Below are 24,260 nucleotides of genomic sequence, written 5' to 3'. Positions count from 1 at the left end.
GAGTTCGTAGGGGAAGACGAACCTCGTCTTAACACCCACCGACCGCACAGAACACGTACCGAGGACCCTGAACGTTTATGCGACTGACACACACAGGCACGCTGTGGATTCACAGCATGCCAGGGCCTTTGCAGCAGCACATCACGTGGGCACTGGCCCGGCTCAGCATGCCCGACGGCACCAAGCCCGGTCGGGGTATCTGGCGTAGCCTCCGCACAGGATCGAGTCTCTGTGCCGAGGTGCCCTTCGTTGCCGACGCGGAGGCGGTTACGTCTCTGGTTGATAACCTCAGCCGCTGGCCGCACCTGTATTTCGAACTGGCTCAGGATCCCACCGTCGACGATGCCGGCATGGCCGTCGACGGTATGCGTTACTGCCACACCCCCGAGCTCGGCACCTTTGCAGGGCAGACCGACGCTGCGGGAAACATCGTGGTAGGCGAGGACGCCCTGCGCAACATCGCCGCCCAAGGTGGGGACATTGCGGACGCTATTGACTCGGCCATCGCCGGGCCCTGGGACCGCGTACTGGAACCAATGCGGCTCGCCACCGCGGGGTTCGAGCCCGTGGAGGGCGAAGCGTCGGAAAGCGAAATGGCGCCACCCCTCGGTGAAGTTACCGCAGGGGGCGCCAACGTGGTGCAGTTTTATCCGCGCCGGGCGGCGATGTAGTCGACGACATCGCCGAGCTTGACGAAGGATGCGATGTCCTCGTCCTCGATTCGCACTCCGAGTTCCTGCTCGCAGCGGATGGCGAGCTCCACAACCGTAAGGCGGTCGAAGCCGTAGTCGGCCAGCGGAGTGGAAAGTCCGAGGGATTTCACCTCGTCAACCGCCATCTTCTTGATGATTGCCGCGACCTCGCCGTGGACACCGTCCGGTAGAGACTCGTCGTGGATTTCGCCCTTGCTCTTACCTCGGCCCTGATCAGGGCCGGCGGGCCCGAGGGTATCGCCGCCGAGCAGGGCACTGAGCTGATCTCCGAGACTGGATGTCATCGCCCTATCCCTGGAAAGTTGCGGTCGGATCGGTGATCTTCAATTCGTCTGCCGCCTGCTGCGCGACCTCCATGTCGAGCTTGCCCTCGCGGGCGAGGGCAGCGAGCGCCGCTACCGCGATGGACTCACCGTCGGAGTTGAAGAAGCGGCGGGCTGCCGGGCGGGTATCAGCGAAGCCGAAACCATCGGTGCCGAGCACCGTGTAGTCACCCGGGACCCATTTGCGGATCTGCTCAGGAATCGCGCGCTGGAAGTCGGAGGCCGCGATGAACGGGCCCTCGGCATCGGCGAGCTGGCGAGCCAGGAACGGCTCCTCGACCTCGGCGGTCGGGTTGTGCAGCTGCTCAGTCTCGCGGGCGAGACCGTCGCGGGCCAACTCGTTCCATGAGGTCACCGAGTAAATCGATGCCGCAACGCCGTAGCCCTCTAGGATATCGGCAGCGCGCAGAGCCTCTTGCATGCCGATCCCCGAAGCCATCAGGTTGACGTGCTTATCGCCCTCGGCCTTGCGGTAGCGGTAGATACCTTTCAATAGTCCCTCGACATCGAGGTCCTCCGGCACGGCAGGCTGAGCAGTCGGCTCGTTGTAGATGGTCAGGTAGTAGATGACATTTTCTCCACGCCCCTCGCCGTACATGCGGTCAATGCCCTCGCGGATGATGTAGGCAATTTCGTAGGCGAATGCCGGGTCGTAGGACACAACAGCCGGATTGGTTGCGGCCAGCAGGTGCGAGTGGCCGTCCATGTGCTGCAGGCCTTCTCCGGTCAGGGTAGTGCGGCCAGCGGTGGCTCCGAGGAGGAAACCACGCGACATTTGGTCTGCGGCAGCCCAGATGGAATCGCCGGTGCGCTGGAAACCGAACATTGCGTAGAAGATGTACAGCGGAATCATCGCGACACCATGGGTGGCGTAGGACGAGCCAGCCGCCATGAAGGAACCGACGGAGCCCGCCTCGGAGATGCCCTCGTGCAGAATCTGTCCGTCCGTCGACTCCTTGTAGGAGAGCATCAGTTCGTGGTCGACGGGGGTGTACTTCTGTCCGTGCGGATTGTAAATCTTCAGCGTTGGGAACCAGGAGTCCATGCCGAAGGTGCGGGCCTCGTCCGGGATAATCGGGACGAAACGGTCCTTCAGACCCTTATCGCGCATGAGATCCTTGAAGATGCGCACGGTTGCCATAGTGGTGGCGACTTTCTGCTTGCCGGAGCCCTTCAGCACCGACTTAATCGTCTCCACCGGCGGGACAACCAGAGGCTCGTAACTGCTGCGGCGCTCGGGCAGGAATCCGCCGAGCTCCTTGCGGCGTTCCTTCATGTACTTAATCTCCGGCGCATCCGGACCGGGGTTGTAGTACGGCGGCAGGTACGGATCCGCCTCGAGCTGCTCATCCGTGATCGGAATGCGCTGGTTGTCGCGGAAGAGCTTCAAATCATCCAGAGAAAGCTTCTTCATCTGGTGGGTTGCGTTGCGGCCCTCGAAGTTGTGGCCCAGGCCGTAGCCCTTAATGGTGTGCGCCAGGATGACAGTCGGCTGGTCCTTGGTCTCCAGCGCCTTTGCGTATGCCGCGTAAATCTTGCGGTAGTCGTGGCCGCCGCGACGCAGGTTCCAAATCTCCTCATCGGTCATGTTCTCGACGAGCTTTGCGGTGCGCGGGTCGCGACCGAAGAAGTGCTCGCGGACCCATGCGCCGTCGTTAGCCTTCAGCGTCTGGTAGTCACCGTCGGTGAAGCTGTTCATCAGATTGACCAGGGCGCCGTCCTCATCCTTGGCGAAGAGCTCGTCCCACTCGCGGCCCCAGACGACCTTGATGACATTCCAGCCGGCGCCGCGGAAGAAGGATTCCAGCTCCGCGATGATTCGGGTGTTGCCGCGAACCGGGCCGTCGAGGCGCTGCAGGTTGCAGTTGACCACGAAGGTCAGGTTGTCCAGGTTATTCAGCGCAGCGTGCTGAATGGCGCCGCGTGCCTCCGGCTCGTCCATCTCGCCGTCGCCCAGGAATGCCCACACATGCTGCTGCGAGGTGTCCTTGATGCCACGGTCGTGGAGGTAGCGGTTGAAGCGCGCCTGGTAAATCGCATCCAGCGGGCCAAGGCCCATGGAGACGGTCGGGAACTCCCAGAAATCGGACATGCCATGCGGGTGCGGGTAGGAGGGCAGACCCTTGCCCTTGCCGCGTGAGACCTCCTGGCGGAAGCCGTCGAGGTCCTCCTCAGTCAGGCGGCCCTCGAGGAAAGCGCGGGCGTACATGCCCGGCGAGGCGTGGCCCTGGAAGAAGACCTGGTCGCCGCCGCCCGGATGATCCTTGCCGCGGAAGAAGTGGTTGAAGCCGACCTCATACAGGGGAGCGGCACCCGCGTAGGTGGAGATGTGTCCGCCGACGCCGATACCCGGACGCTGTGCGCGGTGAACCATGATTGCGGCGTTCCAGCGGATCCACTTGCGGTAGCGCCACTCGATGTCCTCGTCACCGGGGAACTCAGGCTCCAGCTCAGTGGGGATGGTGTTGACGTGGTCCGTCGAAGTCAGCGGCGGGAGCGCGACGCGCTTGGCAGTTGCGCGCTCCAGCAGGCGCAGCATGAGGAAGCGAGCGCGGTCCGGGCCGGTTTCCTCCAGCAGGCCGTCGAGTGACTCGAGCCACTCCCGGGTCTCCTCCGGGTCTGCGTCGTTGAGGTAGGACGCGACACCGTCACGAATGAGGGCAAAGTTGGATTCATCAGAATGGGCTTGTGGCGTACCTGACATGGAGTTAGGTCCTTTCTGTATTGAGGAAAGGCAAAGTTACTTCCTACCACTTTACGTCCGATTGGCCATCAGTGTCCGACGCGAAGAAAACGCCAGAATATGCACCAAATTGGGGAATATGTTGAACATGGTGCTGTGCGCAGAGCGTTTGGGCGCTAAACTTTTACGACAAAGCTTGAAAATTCTTCACAAGGAGGCAAAAGGAAGTGGTCAACGCCACAGGCGCTGTCCGTGACTACGCGGAGAAGCTCGGCATCAAGAAGGGCCAGCTGGTGCAGGAAGTCGGTTGGGACGATGACTGTGACACCGCGATTAGCGAGGCCGTCGAAAACTTCCTGGATGATGACCTCCTGGATGAAGATACGGATGAGGTTGTCGATGTAGTGCTGCTGTGGTGGCGTGATGACGACGGCGACTTGGTCGACGGCCTCGTCGACGCCTCCCGCCCGATGGGCGAGGATGCCCGAATCTGGCTGCTGACCCCGGGCACTGGCCAGTCGGGAGCGGTTGACCCCGGTGTTATCGATGAATCCGCTCAGCTCGCAGGCCTGACCGGTACCTCTGCAATTCGGCTCGGTTCCTGGCAGGGCAACTGCCTCGTGCAGCGCGGTCACTAATAACCGCCGCTAAAAGGTGGGGCCCAGTTGGGCCCCGTTTCTTTTACGTGAGGCCAATTAGCACTTTCGGAAAAGACTGTGTTAAATTCTTCCACAGCGCGGCGATAGCTCAGCGGTAGAGCTCTGGTTTTACACACCAGCGGTCGGGGGTTCGAAACCCTCTCGCCGCACGCGTTAACACCCGCCCGGTTGCACTGAATGCGCCGGGCGGGTTTTTCTTATGTTCCACAACAACCGACCTTGACCGGCCGATTCTTAAGGGGTGACACGTGCAAACAGGGGCCGCACTGCATACCTTGATGTCCACGAAACGGGGCAAATACCTATGCCGGGCGACGGCACTGGCTGTGGGGTTCACCGCCGACCGCATCTTCGCCGACCCACAGTCTCACCACCCGGTCGCAGTCTACGGCACTGCGGTCAGTCGCCTCATCGAACGGATGTACGCCGACTCCAAAGCCCGTGGCGTAACCTTTACCGGTATCGCCGTTGCGGCGCCCGTCGTCGCTGTGGGCATCGCCACGCGCTTCGCCCCGAATCTCTCCCTCGCGCTTGCCACCTGGGCGAGCCTCGGGGGGACGACGCTGCAGCGCACCGGCGCCAAGATGGCCGATCGCTTGGATTCAGGCGATGTGGAATCCGCTCGTGGCCTGGTCTCTTGGCTCTGTTCTCGCGATCCCGAGGCTCTCGATGTCGACGGAATCGCCCGCGCCACCGTGGAGTCCCTCGCGGAGAACACCTCCGACGCCGTCAGCGGGACCCTGCTGTGGGGAGCGCTCGCCGGCGCGCCCGGAGTGGTCGCCCACCGCGCTATCAACACGCTCGACGCGATGGTCGGCTATCGCAATGATCGCTACCGCCGCTTCGGATGGGCTTCCGCCAGGCTTGACGACGTCGCCGGGTTCCTCCCGGCCCGATTGACTGCGGTGGCAACGGTTTTGGCAGCGCCGAATCGTCGTGAAGCGATTGCGGCGTGGAGGCGGGATGCGGCGGCACATCCGAGCCCGAATGCGGGAGTCGTAGAGGCCAGCGCCGCGGGCGCGTTGGGGCTGCAGCTGGGCGGTGCGACCGTGTACCCGAGCGGGGTGGAGATGCGCCCGGTGCTCGGTCGGGGAGCAGAGCCGACGGTTCCGGACGTGCGCAGGGCGGTGTGGCTCAGCGGCGCGGTGCAGGAGCTCGTCCTAGGCCTGTGCATCGCGGGGCTGTTGGTGGCCGCGGCCTAGAAGCGCTCGTCGTAGCGGTTGTCACGGAAGCCCGCGGCTCGGTGCCCCGAGTTTCCGTAGCGCTTGGCGAGTCGCTCGCGGTGTAGCCGCTCGGCTTCGTCCTCGGCGGCCTTCGTCTCCTCCTGGCCTAGTGGTAGCGCCTCATTTTCGGAAACGACCGGGGCGGTATCTTCGGCGTTTTCAGTTAGGGGTTCGGCCGCCTGCGCGTCGGCCAGATTCTTCTCCATCTCCGCCTGTTCCTCGCGGTCACGGCGGCGTTCGACTATCTCGGCGCGGATGAACCAGATCAGGGCGAGCGGCGCCATCGCGCCGAAGAAAATCCACTGGATGCCGTAGGAGAGGTAAGGGCCACTTTCGAGGGGTGGCAGCGGGATGGCTTCGATGACGGCATCGGAGTTCTCCGACAGCTGGATCCAGTCGGGGTTGAGCTTCTTTCCGGTAAGGCCCTCGACCTCAGCGATGTTGATGCCGTAGACCTGCGGCGGGACCTCCTTAATCGGAGGCGTGACAGGGGTCAGCTCGTTGCGGCGGATGTAGCCCGAAATGGTCATGGTGCCGGAGGGAGCTGAATCCACCGTTGGGGTCTTGCTGCCCGCGGGGCGCACGAAACCTCGGTTGATCAGGTAGTTTTGCCCGTTACTTGCGGCAAAAATGTCGAGGACCTGAACTGCGGGGGCTCCATTGACGGGGCGGTTGCGCAGGAGCACCCGCGTATCTGGAATGAAGTGGCCCCGGGCGGTGACCCTGCGCCATTCGTTTCCCTCGTCGAACCCCTCGCCCTTAGGCATCAGCTCGTTGACATCGACCGGCTCGACCTCGAAGGAGTGCTGCAGCTGCTCATTGCGGTGCTTCGTGGCGGTATTCTTGCCCAGTTGCCACGGGGCTAGGACAGTGAATGCGAGGTAGGAGAAGGCGATGGCGACCACGGCGGTGAGAACCCACCCCGGGGTCAGGAATTGGCGCACATTCTTCAACACGGATACTCAGCTTACTCGGGCAAACTCGCGCCTACCCGAGGGCACCGCTCCGTGAGCGAAATCTCCGAGCGGGCAGGACAGCGCGAAAGTGAACTTCGGGTAAAATCACTCAGGCGCTACAGAAAGAAATTACTGCCGTACGGCAGCTGCGCGCATGGTTGGAAAAGGCGTGAAAGGTGGGTGCCGCTATGGGCAAGTCTGCGGGTGAGGGGGCGGCTTCGTTGCCGCAGGGTTCTGTCCCGTCCGACTCGGCTGAACAGCCCACCGATGCCTCGAAGGCCGCCCCCAAACAGCGCTATGGCACGGTAGCGCGGCAGTTCTTCAAGTTTGGTCTGGTCGGCGGCACAGGTGTAATCGTCAATCTCATCGTGGTGATTGCTGCCCGCAAAATGGGGCTTTCGCTCGATACCAACGAGCACGACGTATTCCTCAACCTGCTGGGAACCCGGTGGAATATCCGGTACTCGCACGTCTATGCGACGCTGGCGTTTGTCGTCGCCAACATCTGGAACTTCCAGCTAAATCGTTCGTGGACCTTCCGCACCGAGCACCGCCCGAACTGGTTCCGCCAATTCTTCCCGTTCCTCTTCGCGGGCATATCCAGCCTGATTGTCAGCCTCATCGTCATCACGGTGCTGACTAACCCGACCTCGCCTCTGGCGCTGCCGGAGAGCATCTTCGACGATTCCACCGGCCTGCGTAACCGCTTCTACTGGGCGAACCTTATCGGCGTTTTGCTGGGCACGCCCGCCAACTTTGTAATCAACAAGCTCTGGACTTTCCGGATTAAGGGCAACCACCGCGAAAAGATTGTGCTCGAACCCTAACCGCCCTAGCGTTAGCTGCTCGGGCCCTATCGGTCCGAGGCGAGGGCCAGGGTTTCCCTGATCCACGCCACGATGCCGTCGGCCGCGGCCTCGATCTCCTCGCGGGTACGCACGAATCCGTCGCGTCCCCCGTAGTACGGATCAGCGACCTCGGCACCCTTCGGCGACTTCGGATCGAAAGAACGCAGCAGGCGGATGCGCTCCTTCGGGATTCCGGCGTGCTTGAGCCCCTGGACGTGGCTGGAATCCATGGCGATAAACAGTGTCGCGTCCGAGTGCTCCTTGCCCAGCTGCGCCGCGGTGTGCGTCGGGTCGTAGCCTGCGCGGACCAGCTCCTTCTGGGCGCGCGGGTCGGCGGACTCGCCGACGTGCCAGCCGCCGATGCCGCACGAGCCGAGGAGCACGTCCGAGTCGAGGCCTGCGTTCTCGACGGCATCGCGGAGGATGATTTCCGCCATGGGGGAGCGGCAGATATTTCCGGAGCAGACGAAGACTACGTAGACCGTTTCCGTCCGGAGCGACGAAGAAAAAGGCATAGGTTTACAAACCAGCTCTCGAAGAATATGCGTGCGGGGACTCGGCAACGGCCGAATCCTCAAAGGACAACGAGAATTAAAGATACAGCATCCGGCGGATAGTAAAATCCAGCTCCTCCGGGTCGGCGGCGCTGCCATCGGCCTCCGCGATTTCCTGGGCCGAGCCGTAGCCCCATTCGACAGCGACGGAGGGTATTCCGAACAGAGCGGCACCGGAAAAGTCGTGGGTGCGGTCGCCAATCATGACCACGCTGCCCGCGGACCGCTGCTCCGGTGCGGTAGGGATACCCAGTTGATCGAGCGTGTACCGAATCACATCAATTTTGGTGCGCCGGTCGCCGTCATCGTCTGCCGCGCCGATGAAGTCGAAGGCGTCCTCGAGCCCAAACCTCTCCAACGTCTTGCGGGCGAAGTATTCGCCCTTGGATGTCGCTGTAGCGAGCCGCAGACCGTCGTCACGCCAGCGCCGCAGCAGCTCGGGCCAGCCGGGGAACATCGTCGCGCCAGCCCACCCGCCACCGCGCTGGTGGTCCATGTATGCGGTAAATGCCTCGTCGACCTGCGCAGGGGGCAGGCCCAAGGACGCGAGCGTTTCCACCATGGGCGGTCCCGGAATCCGGCGGAGGAACGCCTCGCCCGGGATTGGGTGGTCGATCGCGCGCATGGCAACCTTGAAACCCTCGATAATCGCGGGCAGGGAGTCGGCGATGGTGCCGTCGACATCGATGAGCACGGTGGGCGGAAATGACGAAGTGGTCGATCGGGCCTGGGACATAATCCTCATCCTAAAAGCACTCTAGGCTGGAGGACATGTTCAACAACTTGCTGCGTTACCACGGCGATCGCGCCGCCCGGGGCGCGCGCCTGGACTTCGCGGTCAATGTCCACGGTGAAACACCCGACTGGCTCAAAGAGGCCGTCATCGGCGGCGTGGACGAGCTCGCCGCCTATCCCGACGAGGAACTCGCCAACGAGGTCCGTTCCGAAATCGCGCGGATTCACGGCCGTAGCCCGGCGGAGGTGCTGCTCCTGCACGGAGTCGCCGAGGGATTCAGCCTCCTGCCAAGCCTCGGCCTGCCCGCGACTATCATCGCGCCGCAGTTCACCGAGCCCGAAGCCGCCTTCCTCGCGGCCGGCTCCGAGTGCGAAACACTGGCCCTGCAGGCGCCTTTCGCCCTGGACTCTCCGCTTGCCGACGCCCGCCCCGCCGCGCATTCCGGCCTGGCCTCGCGGCTGGCGGGGCGGATGGCCATTGTCGGTAATCCCACCAACCCCACCGGCGTCCTGCACTCGGCGGAGGCGCTGCTGGAGTTGTCCCGCAGCGCGGAGATTCTCGTCGTCGATGAGGCCTTCATGGATGTTGTCGATGGACAGGCGGCGGCAGAGGCCTCGCTTGCAGACGCTTCGACGGTCAGCCCCTTCCCGGACAACGTCATTGTTTTCCGCAGCATGACTAAGACCTGGGCAATTGCGGGCCTGCGCTGCGGTTACGCGCTGGGCAGCCCGGAACTTCTGGAGCGCCTGGGGCGCCTCCGGCCGCATTGGCCGCTGGGCACGCTGCAGCTGCGGGCAATGCTGGAAATTGCGCGGCGCAGTGGGCAGCTTCTACCGGCAATCCGCGCCGAGATTGCCTCCCAGCGCGGCCAGATGGAGCGGGATCTGTCCAACGCGGGATGGGCCGTCATGCCGTCTGCGGCACCCTTCATCCTGGCAAAGGCCCCGCTGGGTAATCGCGGGGAAGATGAAGAGGGCGTCGGCAAGCGGGAGTGGATGAGGAAAGCCCTGGCGGAGAGGGGGATTGCGGTGCGGCGGTGCGACACTTTCCGCGGGCTGGATTCGCGATGGTGGCGCCTGGCGGTGCGCGACCGGGACTACGTGCGTCAGCTCATCGAAGCGGTGGAGCAAGTTCACTACGCTGGGATAGAGAAGTACAGCGGAAAATGGGAGGAAGGTTCCAACAGATGACTAGCAAGGATGTGGAAGCCACCTCGGAGGCTCAGACTGGCGGTGCTGCAGCCGTGGACTCTGTAACTGTGAGCGATGTGCGTGCAGCGATGGATGCGGCGTACCCGCCCGCGCTAGCCGAGAGTTGGGACAAAGTCGGTCTGGTCTGCGGCGATCCGAAGGACCCGGTGGAGAAAATCGCTCTGGCCCTGGAGTGCACGGACGAGGTCGCAGACCAGGCGATTGCGGACGGCGCCCAGATGCTCGTGGTCCACCATCCGCTGCTGCTGCGAGGGGTCAATTCCGTGGCCGCGGACACGCCGAAGGGGCGCATTTTGCACAAGCTGATTCGCGCCGGGGTTGCGCTGTTTGCGGCCCACACTAACGCGGACTCGGCGCGCCCGGGGGTCAACGACCAGCTCGCGACGATTCTTGGCGTGCATCCGGGAGCACCCCTGGCGCCACAGCCGGCTCCGGGGCTGGACACGTGGACCGTCAAGGTTCCGAGGGAACACGTCGATGCCGTGGCCGAGGCGATGTTCGAGGCCGGAGCCGGCACAATAGGTGCGTACGATAAGTGCGCGTTCCGGCTGGACGGCCAGGGGCAGTTTCGGCCGCTCGGTAGCGCGAAGCCGTTCATCGGCACCGTCGGTGAGGTGGAGAAGGTAGAGGAGGCACGCCTGGAGATGGTGGCGCCCCGGGCCGCACGCTCCGCAGTGATCGAGGCGCTTAAGGACGCGCACCCCTACGAGGAGCCGGCCTTCGACATCGTCAGCAACGAGGCCACCGGCCTGGATCCGGAGAAGGCCGTCGGAATTGGCCGCGTCGGCGAGCTGGATACTCCGATGCCGTTTAAGGACTTCGTCGCGCGGGTCGCTGAGCGACTGCCCACCACCGAGTGGGGCGTGCGCGGTGCGGGCGACCCGGACCGGATAATCCGCAAAGTGGCCGTGGCCTCCGGTGCGGGGGATTCCTTCCTCGATATCGTCGGAAAGCTCGGCGTCGACGCGTTCGTGACTTCCGATCTGCGCCACCACCCGGTCGATGAGACTCTGCGAGCTGCGGATTTCTGCATCGTAGACACCGCACATTGGGCCAGTGAATTCCCCTGGTGCTACCAGGCGGCCATCATGCTACGGGAAAAGCTGGGCGTGCCGACGCACGTCATTGAGATTCGTACCGACCCGTGGACGGTGGCGGCGTCGTAGCCGCCAGTGCCAGCGAGCGTAAAAACCACAGCATACGAAGCAAGTGTGAGGATGCTTTAAACCATGAAGATGAGTCCGAGGCAGCAGGCCGCGATGCTAGAGGCAGCGCAGGAACAGACCCGGCTCGACGGGCTGATTGCACGCGCCGCGTGCCTGCCGGAAAAGGCCGAGCTGGACCGATTGGAGGGCAGCCTGCGCCGAGAGTTAACCGGCGGGGCGCGCTCCAAGCTCAACGCGGCCGACCTGGGCCGCGATATCGCCAAGCTCCAGTCGGACATCTCGAAGCTCATTGCCAGGGAGAAGGCCGACCGACTATCCCTCGGCGCAGTGGAGGACAAGTTCGAACGCCGCGAGCTCCAGCGTGACATGGAGTCGACCCGGCGCAGGCGCCTCCGAACCGAGCGCAAGCTCGAAGAGTACAAGAAGATGCAGCAGGCCTACGCAGCCGACGCGCAGCGCTCCGTCGGAGCGGAGGAGGCGAACAAGGATATCGCCGAGGCCCGGGAACGCCTGGCAGGCGCGGAGCGGGACATCCGAGCTCGGATCGCTGTCGCCGAGACGAAGCTTCAGGAGCGCATCTCGGCGCTCGAGGGCGACGCGGCGAAGCTCTATGGCAAGCTTTCGCAGGCGAACGGGATCCCGGTCGCGAAAATCGACGGGCGCACCTGTGGCTCGTGCTTCATGGAGCTGGATGTCGGTACGCTGCACGATTTCGACGCCCTGCCGGCCGATCAGGTCACCTTCTGCCCCGAGTGCGGCGCGATGCTGGTGCGCCCGGCGACGCTCGCGGTCGCCATGAAGTAATGAAGTAAAGACGCGTTTAGGGAGGCCATGAGTTGAGCACCAATTCCGAGGACGACCCCAGGGATGACAACAGCCGCGACTCCGCGCCGGGCTGGACCGGCGCCACGACGGCGCCGACCCGGCTGCTACTTCTGCGCCACGGTCAGTCACCGATGTCGATTCGGCGGGAGTATTCCGGCAGCGCCTCCAATCCGGAGCTGACGGAACTCGGGCTGCAGCAGGCGACGCGCGCGGCTCTGCGTCTTCGACAGGGAGTGGACGCAGAGGAGTGGGACATCTCCGCCATCGTCGCCTCTCCGCAGATTCGAGCGCAGCAGACCGCGGAGGAAGCAGCAAGGGCGCTAGGCCTGGACATCGAGACCGACGACGAGCTGCGGGAGACTGACTTCGGCGACTGGGAGGGGCTGACCTTCTCCGAGGCGCACCGGGCGACGCCGGAACTGCACAGCAGGTGGCTGGCGGACCCGACGGTAGCTCCGCCCGGCGGCGAGGACTTCCGGACCGTTGATGCCCGAGTCGCCGCGGCCCGCGACCGGATAACAAAGCGCTACGGTGATTCGACCATCCTGGTAGTCAGCCACGTAACCCCGATCAAGGCGCTGCTGCGGCAGGGGCTTAGTAGCGGTTTCGAGATTTTCACCCGTCTCCACCTGGACCTGGCGTCGCTGTCGATTGCCGAGTTCTACGCGGACGGGCCGACATCGGTCCGCCTGATTAATGACACCAGTTACCTGCGCTAGTTGTGAGTACGCCCCCTCGCCCGAGTACACTAATGCCGAGCGAGTCGGCCGGGTAATCGCGGCAGCTAAAGGAACCGGTCAACGCCCGCTGCGCGGGTGATTGGCCAGGCCACTGTCGAGGAAAGTCCGGACTCCACAGGGCGCGGTGGTTGCTAACGGCAACCCAGGGTGACCTGCGGGAACAGTGCCACAGAAAACAAACCGCCGGCCCCAAAAGTCTTTGGCTTTTGGCGCCGGTAAGGGTGAAAAGGTGCGGTAAGAGCGCACCAGCGGCGTAGGTGACTGCGCCGGCTAGGTAAACCCCACCGGGAGCAAGGCAAGAGCGCGCACGAGGCGGACAGGCCCAGCCTGCCGTGGCGTGTGCGTGCGCGAGCGTTTGAGGGCTGCCCGCCCGATGCCCGCGGGTATGCTGCTTCAGGCTGTCAGCAATGGCAGGCCGAGATGGATGATTACCGCCCCGGGTCCTTGAAAGGGCCTTGAGGGGAACAGAATCCGGCTCATAGGCCGACTCGCTCGCTTACACTTGCCAGCTATGAAGCTCTACGCAGCCGAACTCGATTTCCGCGCCGTCGCCAGGGAAAGCGGCGTGCCGGAGACCTTTCCCCGCCAGTTGCACTCCGAGGCCGCCGCAGTCACCGACTTGCGGCAGAACCGCCGCGATATGCGCGAGGTGCCGCTGGTCACCATCGACCCGGTCGGCTCCATGGATCTCGACCAGGCGATGTGTCTCGAGAAGGCACCCGGCGAGGGCTGGCTGGTCCGCTACGCTATCGCCGACGTGGGAGGGCTCATCGACCCTGCCTCGGCCCTCTTCGCAGAGTCATTAAAGCGCGGCCAGACCATCTACCTTCCCGACGACCCCTCGCGCCTCCACCCGGCCGAACTCTCGGAGGGAGCTGGAAGCCTGCTTCCCGACGTTGACCGCGTCGCCGTGATGTGGGAGATCCTGCTCGATTCGGAAGGCGAGCCCATCGAGACCGACGTGTATCCGGCGCTCGTGCGCAGCCGCGCCAGGCTCGACTACGAGCAAGTCCAGGCCGACCTCGACAACGGCACGGCGCACCCCTCAGTGGCGCTGCTGGAAGAGGTCGGTCGGGCTCGTCAGACCAGCTCCAAGCGCCGGGCCGCAATCAACCTGAGGCTGCCCGCGCAGCGTGTTGTAAGAGATTCAGACGGCGCCTTCGAGCTGGCCCTGGATCCTCGCCCCGCCTCGATGGACTACAACTCTGAGATTTCCCTGTTGGCTGGCATGGTCGCAGGGGAGATGATGGCCAGGCACAGCGTCGGGGTGCTGCGCGTGCTCGCCCCGGCCTCTGATCAGGACATCCGTGATTTTCTCGTCGCGGTCGAAGCCCTGGGATTCGAAGCGCCGGCGGCGCGAATTGAGGATATCGCTGGCTTCCTGTCCCGGGTCGACGCGCAGACTCCGAGGGGCATGGCCGTGATGCGTGACGCATCGCGCCTGCTGCGGGGATCGGGCTACGAGAAGTTAGCTAAGACCGGAGGAGAGAATTCCACTCCGACCCCTCATGCGGGCGTCGGTGGCGTATATGCGCACGTCACGGCGCCCCTGCGTCGGCTTATTGACCGATACGGCCTCGAGTTCTGCCTGGCCATCGCAGCCTTCGAGCGGGGCGAGACAAAGACCGTGGAGGTTCCGGGCTGGGTTACCGACACTCTCGATCAAGCTACTTACTCCATGAAACGCTCCGGGGCGCTGGCCGCGACAGTCGACCGCAAGTGCCTGAATCTCACCGAATCGGTCGTGCTGGCCCCCTGGGTGGGCACGACCTTCGACGCGGCGGTGCTGCACAACAAGGCCACCGCCGCGGAAATCTTTGTCGCCCGACCGCCGGTGATCGCCAACTGCGTGGGCAGCGGCGATGCCGGCCTACCTCAAGAGGGAACGTGCCAACTCGTCACACTGGTCACCGCGGATCCGGCCGCCGCCGAAGTCACCTTCGCCTGGCCCGCGGATTAGAGCCACCCGCTAGACGACGACCGCGCCAGCGGAGGTCTCGGCAATTCTGAGGACCTGGGCCCCGGCATCGGAAAGCGCGTGCTGGAGTGGCTCGGCGCTATCCGAGGGGGACCAGATAACCAGGGCCGCGCCGGGGCAGGGGGAGCAGCGGATTGCGCTGGCCTCGGCGGTCTCGGCGGCGGTCGATGCGATCTGGCCGAGTGCAGAGCCAGCAGATGGCACGGAGTCGCGCTGCTCGATATCGCGCGCGACACCGGCGATGGCGGCATCGATATCGCTGTGGCGAATGTGCCCGATGACAGCGCGGGCGCGGTCGGAGGAGGCGTCGGCGTCGTCAAGCCACTGGACGGCACGGCCGATGGTTGGGGCTTCCTCATCGGGATGAACCTCATGGCGGGCGCGAACCCAGTCGGCGACGCGGCCCTGCGCCTCTGGCAGACTGGCCAGAGTCGGCACACCGAAAGCGTCGCAGGCCTCGCGGAAGAAGCTATAGCGTTCCACAGTAGGCGAACCACCGGTGATATCCGGGGAATAGGCGACGGTCAGATTGAGGCTCTGCGGCCGGGTGGTCTGAGTGACCGCCTCGTCGGCGTGGTTGATGCACAGGATGGCGTCCGGCTTGCTGCGCAGGGAAACCGTGTATGGGTACAGAGGCCAAGAATCGTCCTTGACCTGCGTCATCGCCTCATGGATTGCGGTGGCCATGCGGGCTCGGGTGGGGACGTCGTCGCGGTCGCCGAAGCGCGCGTTGAGGGCGAGAGCGAGCGCAGACTGGATTGCGGGGATTTCCCCGAAGCCACGGCTGGAGGCAATGGTCGAGGCGATGGTGACCTTCAGGCCGCCACTGGTCCGAGGCACCAAGTGCACGCCGTGCTGTAGCGCCACAATCGCGGTGGCGACCGCACTTGGGATTGGGCCGAACCCTTCCGGGGCGGAATCCGGGAAATCCATCGTGGTCGTATCCCGCTTGTAGGTGACGATGAGCTTCTGTTCCTCGATCTCCTCCACACCTACGGCCGCGTGCACCGGAATAGCACTTGCCAACAGCATGCCGCCGCTGGAGGAGCAGTCCTCTCCCAGCAGATCGATGGAACCTGGTGCGTAGGCGACGGTGGCACCGGGGCCGGTGGCATCAAAGACGTCATTGACTACTGCAGGCGCGGCTGGCATCTATAACCTCTCGACGAAAAAGTTCTAGGACGCTAGATAAGTTAACTAGCGGTGGCGACCGGATGACCGTCGGCAAGCAGCGAGGCGCATGCCGGTCCGCACGACAAGCCTGGCGTGGGCTCGGTGCGATGTATTCAAATTGTCGTCGATGTTACTCGCCTCGCAAGCAGGTGCCAAACCTCTATACTGGTGAGATATCGAGTCGACAAGGAGTTTTAACCATGAGTGACGATAGCGGAAAGTGGTACTACCAGCCGTCAACCGGGAAGGTCTTCCAGGGTAAGGCCACTGGTTGGGACGACCGCATGGGCCCCTACGACACCGAGGCTGAGGCTCGTGCTGCGCTGAAGACTGTCGCAGAGCGCAATCAGGCGGCCGATGATTGGGATGAGGAAGACGAAGAATGGGGCGAGGGGCAGAAATAGCCCGACGTGGCCCGAAGAGAAGACGAACAAGAAAAATGCCCTTGCCGGGAGAAGAAAATTCTTCCCAGCAAGGGCGTTTTGCTTAGCGCAATCTAGAAGTCTATAGAGCGCTACTAGGCGCGGGCAGCAGCCTTGTTCTTGCCGAAGACGCTGTCCAGGGCGATGCGGCCGGAGCCGAAGGTGGCAATCATCAGCGCGAGCGCGGCGATGGTCAGGACGAGCTCGAAGCCGTTGTTCGTGACGAAGACACCGTTGGAGATGTGGACAATAAAGAATGCGCCGAGCATGTTGATAACAATCAGAACGCCTACGACCGTCTGGAAGAGACCGAGAATCATCAGGATTCCGCCAATCAGCTCGATGAGGGCCGCTATCCACACAGCGATACCAGCTGCTGGTACGCCCATCTGGGCGAAAGACTGGCCGGCGGCGTCCATGCCATTTTCGAACAACTTCTGGTAGCCGTGGGCGATGAGAACAACGCCGATGACGAGACGAGCGAGAAGTCCGAAAATGTCGCGAAGGATAGAAGGCATGAGAGTAAAGCTCCTTTTAAAACAGGAATTACTGTGATTGCGCACAGCTCAGTGGCCGGTTCCCAATCACATTTCGTTGATGAGTACGCAACGTATTTTAAAACTGTGGAGCTCCTGGGGCAACGTGGATATGTCACCAAAATGGAATCCATTCATTTCTTCTGCAAAAAGTCTAGATCAAACAGTAAAAATTTTCCTGATCGCAGGGCGCGTTTGCCTGCGTCCCCTGAGATTCCAGAGAAAAATCCCCAATCTTCTTAAGACTTCTTAGCCTTTTTCACCTTCGATTCCATCTTCTCGAAGGCCTTGAATACCGCCGAGACCGACTCGTCGTAGTCCTCCAGCGCGCGCAGTCCGTCGTAACGCTCCATCTGGTAGAGAACGCCGTAACCGAAGGTGTTCTTACCGGCCTTGAAAGCGCGGTCTGCGCGGGCCACGACGAACTCGCGGGCGGTGCAGGTGTCCTGGAAGTCACCCAGTACGGACTGCAGATTCTTACATGCCGAGTACAGCTTCGACGTCGGCAGGCCTGCATTCTGTGCCGCCTCCGCGCTGTAGCGCAGTTTCTTTGCGGCCTTGCGGACATCGTGGAAACGCTCGTCAATCTGCGACTCCGGCAGATTGCCTTCCTCTCGGCCCGAAACCGCGAGTTCGTGGCGCCGTTGGAACTTCTTGAAGGCGCTGCGCAGGTGGCTGGCGAGCACAGCGGTAGTGTCGAGCTCCTCCTGCTCCATCTCCTCCTTGTCCTCGGCGGAGGTCTCGGGTGCCGGGGCGTCCTCTGTGGTGTTCTCGGCATCGAGTTCCTGGTCCTCGCCTGTCGCAATTGGCGGATTGGCCAGCAGCGCCTCCAGGTCGTCGAGAAGCGCGAAGTACTGTGGGGAACTCAGTGCCAGGACTACGCGGCGGTGGGCGCGATGATAGTCCTTGCGCACGTCTTCGACCAGGTGCTCGCGGAGCTCCTCCCCGAGTGTCTCGCCCTCAGGGCGGGCGAGCAGCTCCTCCCAGCGCATGGCCACAACTTCGGCGTCGCGTGCCACGCCCAGCACGCCCGCGAGCTGCTTCAGGTCGCGCTCGAGCTCCCGGACGCGGTCGCCCACGACGATGCCGTGGAAAGTCTGCAGGTGGGAGCGTAGCTCGCGAGTCGCGACGCGCATCTGGTGAACCGAATCCCATTCGTCTCGGCGGACCTTTGGGTCGACCTCAATCATCTTTTGAACGTTCGCGGCCAGGGCGTCGACGACGGTGCGCCCCGGGGTGCCCTTCGGCAGCTTCGCCGGAGTTGGAGGAAGGGGAGCGGAATTGACCGAGTCTCCCAGGGCGGTCGCCAGCTTGGAGGGGCTTTCCGACGGGGCCGCCCCCGCGACCACAGCTACCTGGCTCATTGCGGCCATCAGGGCCTGTCCCTCGGGCCGGTCTGCCCAGTCTCCGAGGAGCTCGATTTCCCATTCGCGCCAGGTGGTTTTTTCTCCGCCCTCGAGCATCGAGAATGCAGTGACATGGTCGTCCGCGAACTCCACCATAGGGTCACCGTCCTTGGACAAGACCGTGGTCACACGGCGCTCATTATCAACCTGCGCAATCGGTCGCAGGCGGTGGTCGCGCACCATCGAGCGCACAGGAGCGAGGAGCTCCTCCGGGACTTCGTAAGTGGCAGAAGATCCTTCGCCGGAGACAGAGCCCGAATCCAGACCAACGCCGTATTCCAGGCGGCCGCCCTTGCCCGGGGCTTTCAGGTGCCAGCCCTCGTCAGGGCCACCCGTGCGGCGGCGCAACGTGTGCTTGGAACGAGTAAGCCTCAAATCCTCAGTATCCAGGTACACAGCGGAGAGGCTGCGGACCTCGGTGGTCGACGAACCAACCTGCGGGATGAAGTCGAAGTTAGGAACCACGACCTCGGGGCCGGCGGAAAACTTCGATTCCACCTCCAAGGTGGCGGTAGGAGCTGTAGCGCGGGGGTCAGTTTTGGGAGCCATACCCACTGATTCTACCCCCGAATTGCGGAATGCCTAACCGGGGAATCTTTTAGCCCGAGAAGTTCTGGGCATCCGTGGGGAATTCGCGAGAACGAACCTTTTGCGCGTATTCCGCCGCGCCGTCGGTAAGCATCTGTCCGGCCTCGCCGAATACGGAGCTAAACGACGGGCGGCGGCCGTCGGAGGGCACTGCGAAAGCGTCCTGCCAGACCAGCACCTGGCCGTCGCACTGGTTACCAGCGCCGATACCGCAGGTGGGAATGGGCAGCTCGCGGGTGATTTCGGTGGCGAGCTCAGCGGGGACCATCTCCAAGACGACGGCGCTGGCTCCGGCCTCGGCGACCGCTTGCGCATCCGCGCGCAGCTGCTCCGCGCCGGTCCCGCGACCCTGCACCTTAAACCCGGACAGGGCGTTGACGGACTGCGGGGTAAAGCCGATGTGAGCCATTACGGGTATGCCGGCGTCGACAAGCGCGCGGATTCGCGGTGCAATGCGCACGCCTCCCTCAATCTTGACCATGTGTGCGCCGGACTCGCGCATCATGCGGGCTGCGGACAAGACCGCTTGCTCGTTGGAGGCCTCGTAGGTGCCGAAGGGAAGATCCGCGACAACCAGCGCATTTCCGGCACCGCGGACGACACCGCGAGCCAGCGGGATCATTTCGTCCAAGCTGACCTCGGTAGTGGTGTCATAGCCGTAGATGACGTTTGCCGCAGAGTCACCGACGAGAAGCAGTTCGATGCCCGCTGCGGAAAATGCCCGCGCAGTGGAGTAGTCGTAGCAGGTCAGCATTGCCCAAGGTCGGCCCTCGGCCTTCCAATCGGCGAGATTATTCAGACGAACCTTTTTTCCGCTCATGGTATTAGAGCATGCCACAGTCGCGCGGCCGAGATTCCGGCAGCCACCTGAAAAATCTTCCCCCGGCAGTCCGGGCCACTGGGTAACGTTGAGAAGTATGAATAGTCAGCAAGAATTCGTCCTCCGCGCAATCGAGGAACAAGACATCCGCTACCTGCGACTGTGGTTTACGGATATCCTCGGTTATCTCAAATCTGTCGCGGTAGCACCGGCAGAATTAGAGGGCTCTTTCGACGAGGGCATCGGGTTCGATGGGTCTGCGATTGAAGGCTTCTCGCGCGTCTCCGAGGCGGACACCATCGCGCAGCCGGACCCGTCGACTTTCCAGGTGATGCCGCAGCTGACTGAAGCGGACAAGATTATGTCGGCGCGAATGTTCTGCGACATTGTGATGCCCGACGGGCAGCCGTCGTGGGCGGATCCGCGCCAGGTTCTGCGCCGCCAGATTAGGGCTCTCGCGGACGAGGGATTCCACGCCTACATCCACCCGGAGATTGAGTTCTTCCTGGTGGAAAGCCTGGACACTGACGGCAAACCGCCGGTTCCGACCGACTCTGGAGGATACTTCGACCAGGCGGTCCACGACCGGGCGCCGAAGTTTCGCCAGGATGCCATCACTGTCCTCGAGGACATGGGCATTCCCGTAGAGTTTTCCCATCATGAAAACGCGCCGGGCCAGCAGGAAATCGATCTGCGCTACGCAGATCCGCTGACGATGGCGGATAGCGTGATGGCATTCCGCTACATGATTAAGCAGGTGGCGATGAAGAACGGCGTCCAGGCCACCTTCATGCCAAAGCCATTCGCGGACCAGCCCGGAAGCGGAATGCACACGCACATCTCGCTGTTTGAAGGCGATGAGAACGCGTTCCACGATCCCGATGATGAAAACCAGCTCTCCGTCACCGCGAAGCGTTTTATCGCCGGCATCCTCACGCACGCCTGCGAGATTTCCGCGGTGACGAATCAGTGGGTCAATTCCTACAAGCGCACGGTGTTCGGTGACGAGGCCCCGACCTCCGCGACCTGGGGCATGGCGAATCGCTCCGCGCTGGTGCGCGTGCCGATGTACTCACCGGGCAAGTCCCACTCCCGCCGGGTGGAGATCCGCTCGCTGGACTCTGCTTGCAACCCCTACCTCGCATACTCGGTGCTGCTGGCCGCAGGGCTGAAGGGCATCAAGGAGGGCTACGAGCTTCCGGACCAGGCCGAGGACAATATTTCGGAGCTAACTCGACGCGAGCGCCGCGCGATGGGCTACCGGGATTTGCCGACCTCCCTCGAGGACGCCTTGCTCGAGATGGAGCGCTCTGACCTTGTCGCCGACGCCCTAGGTGACCACGTCTACGAGTTCTTCCTCCGCAATAAGTGGCGTGAGTGGAAGGAGTTCCAGCGCCAGGTCACGCAGTGGGAGCTGCGGACGAACCTCGACTACTAGTCGTTGAATAAGGCTCGGTGAGACGAAAAATGGTGACGCATAGACCTCGCACCTCCCGCCAGTCCGTTCCTAGGCCCGCCTCTTTGGGCCTGCGTGCCGACGAGCGGACGTTGGCGGATCTGAAAGATTTGGGCTGGTATAACGCAGAATCCCTTGAACTGTTGTGGGGGCTCGCAGGTGCCAGTGACCCGAACCTCGCACTGACGGCATTGATTCGTCTCAAGTCCGCTCTCGACGAGAAGGAGGCGGCGGGGGAGCTCGAGCAGTGGGCCTCGTGGGAAGTTCTCGATGCGACGATGCGCAAGCAGGTCCCGTTGCGCACCCGTATATTTGCGCTACTGGGCGGCTCCAGCATGCTTGGTGATCACCTGGTAGCTAATCCGGTGGAGTGGATTCTCCTGCAGGCGGATTTGCCCACGCAGGCCGACATGTACCGCGAGATGCTCACCAGCGTTGGCGCGGTTCCGGAGACACCGAAGCTAGTTGACGAAGAAAGCCTCGAGAAGGCCAAGGATCTCGAGTATCGGGAGCCGCAGCAGGCTCCGGCGACGCTGGAGGGGCCGGGTCTGTACCGGGCGGAGCTGACCGGCCGCCCGGCGGAGGTGGCGATGCAGCGTGCCTACCGAAATCTCATCATGCGTATCGCGGCGGCGGACCTTGCTGGGACGTACCCGCGCGGCCCGCGCCGGCCGGGGCAGCCGGAAATCCCCTTCCGCCAGGTTTCGGAGGCGCTTTCAGACTTGGCTGACGCGGCGCTGACCGCCTCGCTTTCCGTCGCGGTGGCGACGGTCTACCCGTCGTCGCCGGTGTCTACCCGCCTCGCGGTCATCGCGATGGGCAAGTGCGGCGCTCAGGAACTGAACTACATCTCCGATGTCGATGTCATTTTTGTAGCCGAGCCGCCGGATGCACGTGCGACCAGGCTTGCGGGTGAGTTCATCCGCATCTCCTCCCGCTGCTTCTTCGAAGTCGACGCCGCGCTGCGGCCAGAGGGAAAGTCCGGAGCGCTCGTCCGAACCTTGGAGTCGCATGTCGCCTACTACAAGCGGTGGGCGGAGACGTGGGAATTCCAGGCCCTGCTGAAGGCCCGTCCGATGACCGGCGATGTGGCGCTCGGGCACGACTACATCGAGGCGCTGGCGCCTATGGTGTGGACTGCCTCGCAGAGGGAGTCGTTTGTCGAGGACGTGCAGAAGATGCGCACGCGAGTTGTCCAAAATGTTCCGGAGGACCTGCGGGCTCGAGAGCTGAAACTGGGCCGCGGCGGACTGCGCGATGTCGAGTTCGCGGTCCAGCTCCTGCAGCTGGTGCACGGCCGCTACGACGACAGCCTGCGTGTGCTGCCGACGGTGATGGCCCTCGACGCCCTGGTAGAGGCCGGTTACATCGGCCGCGAGGACGGCGCTGCGCTTATTCAGGCCTACGAGTTCTTGCGCCTTTTGGAGCACCGATTGCAGCTGCAGAAGATGCGCCGGACGCATCTTCTTCCCCCGGACGATGACATCGAAAATAGACGCTGGCTCGGTCGAGCAGCCGGCCTGACCGGGCAAGGCAGCGACGACGCGGCCAAACCCCTGGCCAAGCGAGTGCGTTCGACCAACGCCCAGATTCGTTCCCTGCACAACAAGCTCTTTTTCCGGCCACTGCTCAACTCGGTGGTGGAGCAGGACATCGGCACGCTGCAGCTTTCCGCGGATGCCGCGAAACGCCAGCTGGCCGCGCTTGGGTACCAGTACCCGGATCGCGCCTACGATCACCTTTCGGCGCTGGCCGCCGGGGGGTCGAGGAAGGCCCGCATCCAGGCGATGCTCCTGCCGACGCTGATGGAGTGGCTCTCCAGCACCCACGATCCCGATGCGGGCCTGTTGAACTACCGGAAGCTGTCCGAGGAACTCCACGATCACCAGTGGTTCCTGCGCACGCTCCGCGACGAGGGCATCGTCGGGCAGCGTTTGATGCATGTGCTGGGCTCGTCCCCGTACGCATCCGAGTTGGTTATGCACGCGCCGGGCGTTATCAAGCTTTTCGGCGACGGGGCCACCGGGCCGAAGCTGCTGGATACCGACCCTCAGACGGTGGGGCGCTCACTCGTCGCCGCCGCTGGGCGTCACGACGACCCGGACCGTGCTATTGCGGTAGCCCGTTCGCTTCGACGTGCAGAACTCGCGCGCGTGGCGTCCGCGGACCTCTTCGGCCTGATGGACGTCAAACAGGTTTGTCATTCGCTGTCCCTGGTCTGGGATAACGTTCTCGAAGCCGCGTTGTCGGCGGAGATTCGTGCCTGGAAGAAGGCGCATCCGGAAAGCGAGGTGCCAGGAGCGATTTCGGTCATCGGCATGGGGCGCCTGGGAGGTGCAGAGCTCGGCTACGGATCCGACGCGGACGTGATGTTCGTCTGCGAGGCGACCAAGGATGATGACGGAAACCCGGTGGCAGAGGACACCGAGGTGGTCAAGTGGGCCACCCGGATCTGTGATTCGCTGCGCCGGCGCTTGGCGAAGCCGAGCCAGGACCCGCCGCTGGAGGTCGACGTCGATTTGCGTCCGGAGGGCCGCTCCGGTCCCATCGTCAGAACTCTGGACTCCTACGTTTCCTACTACGAGCGTTGGGGGGAGACCTGGGAATTTCAGGCGTTGCTTCGCGCCACCTGGATTGCGGGCGATAAGGACCTTGGGTTGAGGTTCCTCAAAGAGATTGATCGGTTCCGCTACCCGCAGGGTGGAGCGAGCGCGAAGATGGTGCAGGAAGTCCGCCGCATGAAGGCGCGCGTGGACACCGAGCGACTGCCCCGCGGCGCGGATCGTCGCACCCACACGAAGTTGGGCTCGGGCGCGCTGACGGATATCGAGTGGACGGTGCAGCTGCTGACGTTCCTGTACGCTCACGAGGTGTTGGAATTGCACAACACCTCGACCCTGGAGTGCCTGCGCGTGCTCGAGGACCACGAGCTCCTGGGGAAGGAGGACGCGGAGGCGCTTCGTCTGGCCTGGTTGACTGCCACGCACGCGCGCAACGCCCTGGTCCTGACCAGAGGTAAGCGGACGGACCAGCTGCCTCAGCCGGGTCGCCAGCTCGGTCAGGTGGCCGGCGCCGCGGGCTGGGATCCGTCGGATTCTAACGGGTTCATGGAGAACTACCTGCGCATTACGCGTCACTCGGCCCGCGTGGTCAACCGCGTGTTCTGGGGAGAGGAGAATCCGGACCACTAGGCCCGCAGGTTCCCCGTGCCCCGGGTCACCGTCGAATCCGGGGCATGAGGCAT

The 24,260-nt window shown here is 63.5% G+C and carries 20 protein-coding genes, 1 tRNA gene, 1 other RNA gene and 1 pseudogene; 14 read left to right on the top strand and 9 right to left on the bottom strand.

What is annotated here, in order from left to right; all coding sequences use genetic code 11:
• Positions 1-77 precede the first annotated feature (77 nt).
• Complete coding sequence (locus CLAC_RS08190) at positions 78-671, top strand: DUF3145 family protein (RefSeq protein WP_053412492.1); 594 nt, start codon at positions 78-80, stop codon at positions 669-671.
• Here CLAC_RS08190 and CLAC_RS08185 read toward each other — a convergent pair.
• Positions 647-997, bottom strand: coding sequence for an acyl carrier protein (locus CLAC_RS08185; RefSeq protein ID WP_053412491.1), 351 nt, complete (start codon positions 995-997; stop codon positions 647-649). The genes CLAC_RS08190 and CLAC_RS08185 overlap by 25 nt on opposite strands.
• Before the next feature lie 4 nt (positions 998-1,001).
• Positions 1,002-3,740, bottom strand: coding sequence for a pyruvate dehydrogenase (acetyl-transferring), homodimeric type (aceE, locus tag CLAC_RS08180; RefSeq protein WP_053412490.1), 2,739 nt, complete (start codon positions 3,738-3,740; stop codon positions 1,002-1,004).
• A 206-nt stretch (positions 3,741-3,946) separates the two neighbouring features.
• Between aceE and CLAC_RS08175 the strand changes: the two genes are divergently transcribed.
• The 3 genes from CLAC_RS08175 (at position 3,947) to cbiB (ending at position 5,580) form a co-directional block, all read left to right on the top strand.
• Positions 3,947-4,357, top strand: coding sequence for a DUF3052 family protein (locus CLAC_RS08175; RefSeq protein WP_053412489.1), 411 nt, complete (start codon positions 3,947-3,949; stop codon positions 4,355-4,357).
• 98 nt (positions 4,358-4,455) lie between these two features.
• A tRNA-Val gene (locus tag CLAC_RS08170) sits at positions 4,456-4,527 on the top strand.
• A 129-nt stretch (positions 4,528-4,656) separates the two neighbouring features.
• Positions 4,657-5,580, top strand: a complete 924-nt coding sequence (gene cbiB / locus CLAC_RS08165) for an adenosylcobinamide-phosphate synthase CbiB (RefSeq protein ID WP_245621842.1) — start codon at positions 4,657-4,659, stop codon at positions 5,578-5,580.
• Here cbiB and CLAC_RS08160 read toward each other — a convergent pair.
• Positions 5,577-6,557 carry an SURF1 family cytochrome oxidase biogenesis protein gene (locus CLAC_RS08160; protein ID WP_053412487.1) on the bottom strand — a complete coding sequence of 327 codons (981 nt, stop codon included), beginning with the start codon at positions 6,555-6,557 and terminating at the stop codon, positions 5,577-5,579. The genes cbiB and CLAC_RS08160 overlap by 4 nt on opposite strands.
• Positions 6,558-6,745: 188 nt before the next feature.
• Here CLAC_RS08160 and CLAC_RS08155 point away from each other — a divergent pair, with 188 nt between their 5' ends.
• Positions 6,746-7,384, top strand: a complete 639-nt coding sequence (locus CLAC_RS08155) for a GtrA family protein (RefSeq protein WP_082313263.1) — start codon at positions 6,746-6,748, stop codon at positions 7,382-7,384.
• 26 nt (positions 7,385-7,410) lie between these two features.
• On the opposite strand, the gene CLAC_RS08150 is transcribed toward CLAC_RS08155, so the two are convergent.
• Both CLAC_RS08150 and CLAC_RS08145 read right to left on the bottom strand, forming a co-directional pair.
• Positions 7,411-7,920 carry a low molecular weight protein-tyrosine-phosphatase gene (locus CLAC_RS08150; RefSeq protein ID WP_053412486.1) on the bottom strand — a complete coding sequence of 170 codons (510 nt, stop codon included), beginning with the start codon at positions 7,918-7,920 and terminating at the stop codon, positions 7,411-7,413.
• Between the two features lie 76 nt (positions 7,921-7,996).
• The gene (locus tag CLAC_RS08145) at positions 7,997-8,695 is read right to left on the bottom strand and encodes an HAD hydrolase-like protein (RefSeq protein WP_053412485.1); all 699 of its coding nucleotides are present in this window, start codon (positions 8,693-8,695) and stop codon (positions 7,997-7,999) included.
• 35 nt (positions 8,696-8,730) lie between these two features.
• On the opposite strand from CLAC_RS08145, the gene CLAC_RS08140 reads away from it, so the two are divergent.
• The 6 genes and pseudogenes from CLAC_RS08140 (at position 8,731) to CLAC_RS08120 (ending at position 14,597) form a co-directional block, all read left to right on the top strand.
• Positions 8,731-9,885 (top strand): aminotransferase class I/II-fold pyridoxal phosphate-dependent enzyme, encoded by a 1,155-nt coding sequence (locus tag CLAC_RS08140; protein ID WP_082313261.1) that lies wholly within the window; start codon positions 8,731-8,733, stop codon positions 9,883-9,885.
• Positions 9,882-11,072: a Nif3-like dinuclear metal center hexameric protein gene (locus CLAC_RS08135; protein WP_082313259.1), complete on the top strand. Its 1,191-nt coding sequence runs from the start codon at positions 9,882-9,884 to the stop codon at positions 11,070-11,072. The genes CLAC_RS08140 and CLAC_RS08135 overlap by 4 nt, the downstream gene beginning before the upstream one ends.
• 63 nt (positions 11,073-11,135) lie before the next feature.
• Positions 11,136-11,876, top strand: coding sequence for a zinc ribbon domain-containing protein (locus tag CLAC_RS08130; protein WP_053412484.1), 741 nt, complete (start codon positions 11,136-11,138; stop codon positions 11,874-11,876).
• A gap of 59 nt (positions 11,877-11,935) precedes the next feature.
• Positions 11,936-12,616 (top strand): annotated as a pseudogene (locus CLAC_RS08125) (histidine phosphatase family protein); the annotation flags it as partial.
• A gap of 40 nt (positions 12,617-12,656) precedes the next feature.
• An RNA gene (gene rnpB / locus CLAC_RS12140) (RNase P RNA component class A) lies at positions 12,657-13,132 on the top strand.
• Positions 13,133-13,148: 16 nt separating this feature from the next.
• Entirely contained in the window at positions 13,149-14,597 is a 1,449-nt protein-coding gene (locus CLAC_RS08120; RefSeq protein WP_053412482.1) for an RNB domain-containing ribonuclease, read from the top strand.
• Positions 14,598-14,606: 9 nt separating this feature from the next.
• On the opposite strand, the gene CLAC_RS08115 is transcribed toward CLAC_RS08120, so the two are convergent.
• Positions 14,607-15,767 (bottom strand): galactokinase, encoded by a 1,161-nt coding sequence (locus tag CLAC_RS08115; protein ID WP_053412481.1) that lies wholly within the window; start codon positions 15,765-15,767, stop codon positions 14,607-14,609.
• A 221-nt stretch (positions 15,768-15,988) separates the two neighbouring features.
• On the opposite strand from CLAC_RS08115, the gene CLAC_RS08110 reads away from it, so the two are divergent.
• A complete protein-coding gene (locus tag CLAC_RS08110; protein WP_053412480.1) occupies positions 15,989-16,192 on the top strand; it encodes a hypothetical protein in 204 nt (67 codons plus the stop codon).
• Positions 16,193-16,305: 113 nt separating this feature from the next.
• Here the strand turns inward: CLAC_RS08110 and CLAC_RS08105 are convergent, their stop codons facing one another.
• The 3 genes from CLAC_RS08105 to panB form a co-directional block, all read right to left on the bottom strand.
• Positions 16,306-16,728 carry a DoxX family protein gene (locus CLAC_RS08105; RefSeq protein WP_053412479.1) on the bottom strand — a complete coding sequence of 141 codons (423 nt, stop codon included), beginning with the start codon at positions 16,726-16,728 and terminating at the stop codon, positions 16,306-16,308.
• Between the two features lie 257 nt (positions 16,729-16,985).
• Complete coding sequence (locus CLAC_RS08100; protein ID WP_053412478.1) at positions 16,986-18,701, bottom strand: CYTH and CHAD domain-containing protein; 1,716 nt, start codon at positions 18,699-18,701, stop codon at positions 16,986-16,988.
• A 49-nt stretch (positions 18,702-18,750) separates the two neighbouring features.
• Positions 18,751-19,560, bottom strand: a complete 810-nt coding sequence (gene panB / locus CLAC_RS08095; protein WP_053412477.1) for a 3-methyl-2-oxobutanoate hydroxymethyltransferase — start codon at positions 19,558-19,560, stop codon at positions 18,751-18,753.
• Between the two features lie 97 nt (positions 19,561-19,657).
• Between panB and CLAC_RS08090 the strand changes: the two genes are divergently transcribed.
• Together CLAC_RS08090 and CLAC_RS08085 are read left to right on the top strand one after the other, a co-directional pair.
• Positions 19,658-20,998, top strand: a complete 1,341-nt coding sequence (locus CLAC_RS08090; protein WP_053412476.1) for a glutamine synthetase family protein — start codon at positions 19,658-19,660, stop codon at positions 20,996-20,998.
• A 29-nt stretch (positions 20,999-21,027) separates the two neighbouring features.
• Positions 21,028-24,207, top strand: coding sequence for a bifunctional [glutamine synthetase] adenylyltransferase/[glutamine synthetase]-adenylyl-L-tyrosine phosphorylase (locus CLAC_RS08085; RefSeq protein WP_053412475.1), 3,180 nt, complete (start codon positions 21,028-21,030; stop codon positions 24,205-24,207).
• Positions 24,208-24,260 lie beyond the last annotated feature (53 nt).

It is taken from the genome of Corynebacterium lactis RW2-5 (genome assembly GCF_001274895.1).
Lineage (GTDB): Bacteria > Actinomycetota > Actinomycetes > Mycobacteriales > Mycobacteriaceae > Corynebacterium > Corynebacterium lactis.
The sequence above is the reverse complement of the archived record's forward strand: the minus strand, read 5'-3'. Positions and strand labels throughout refer to the sequence as shown.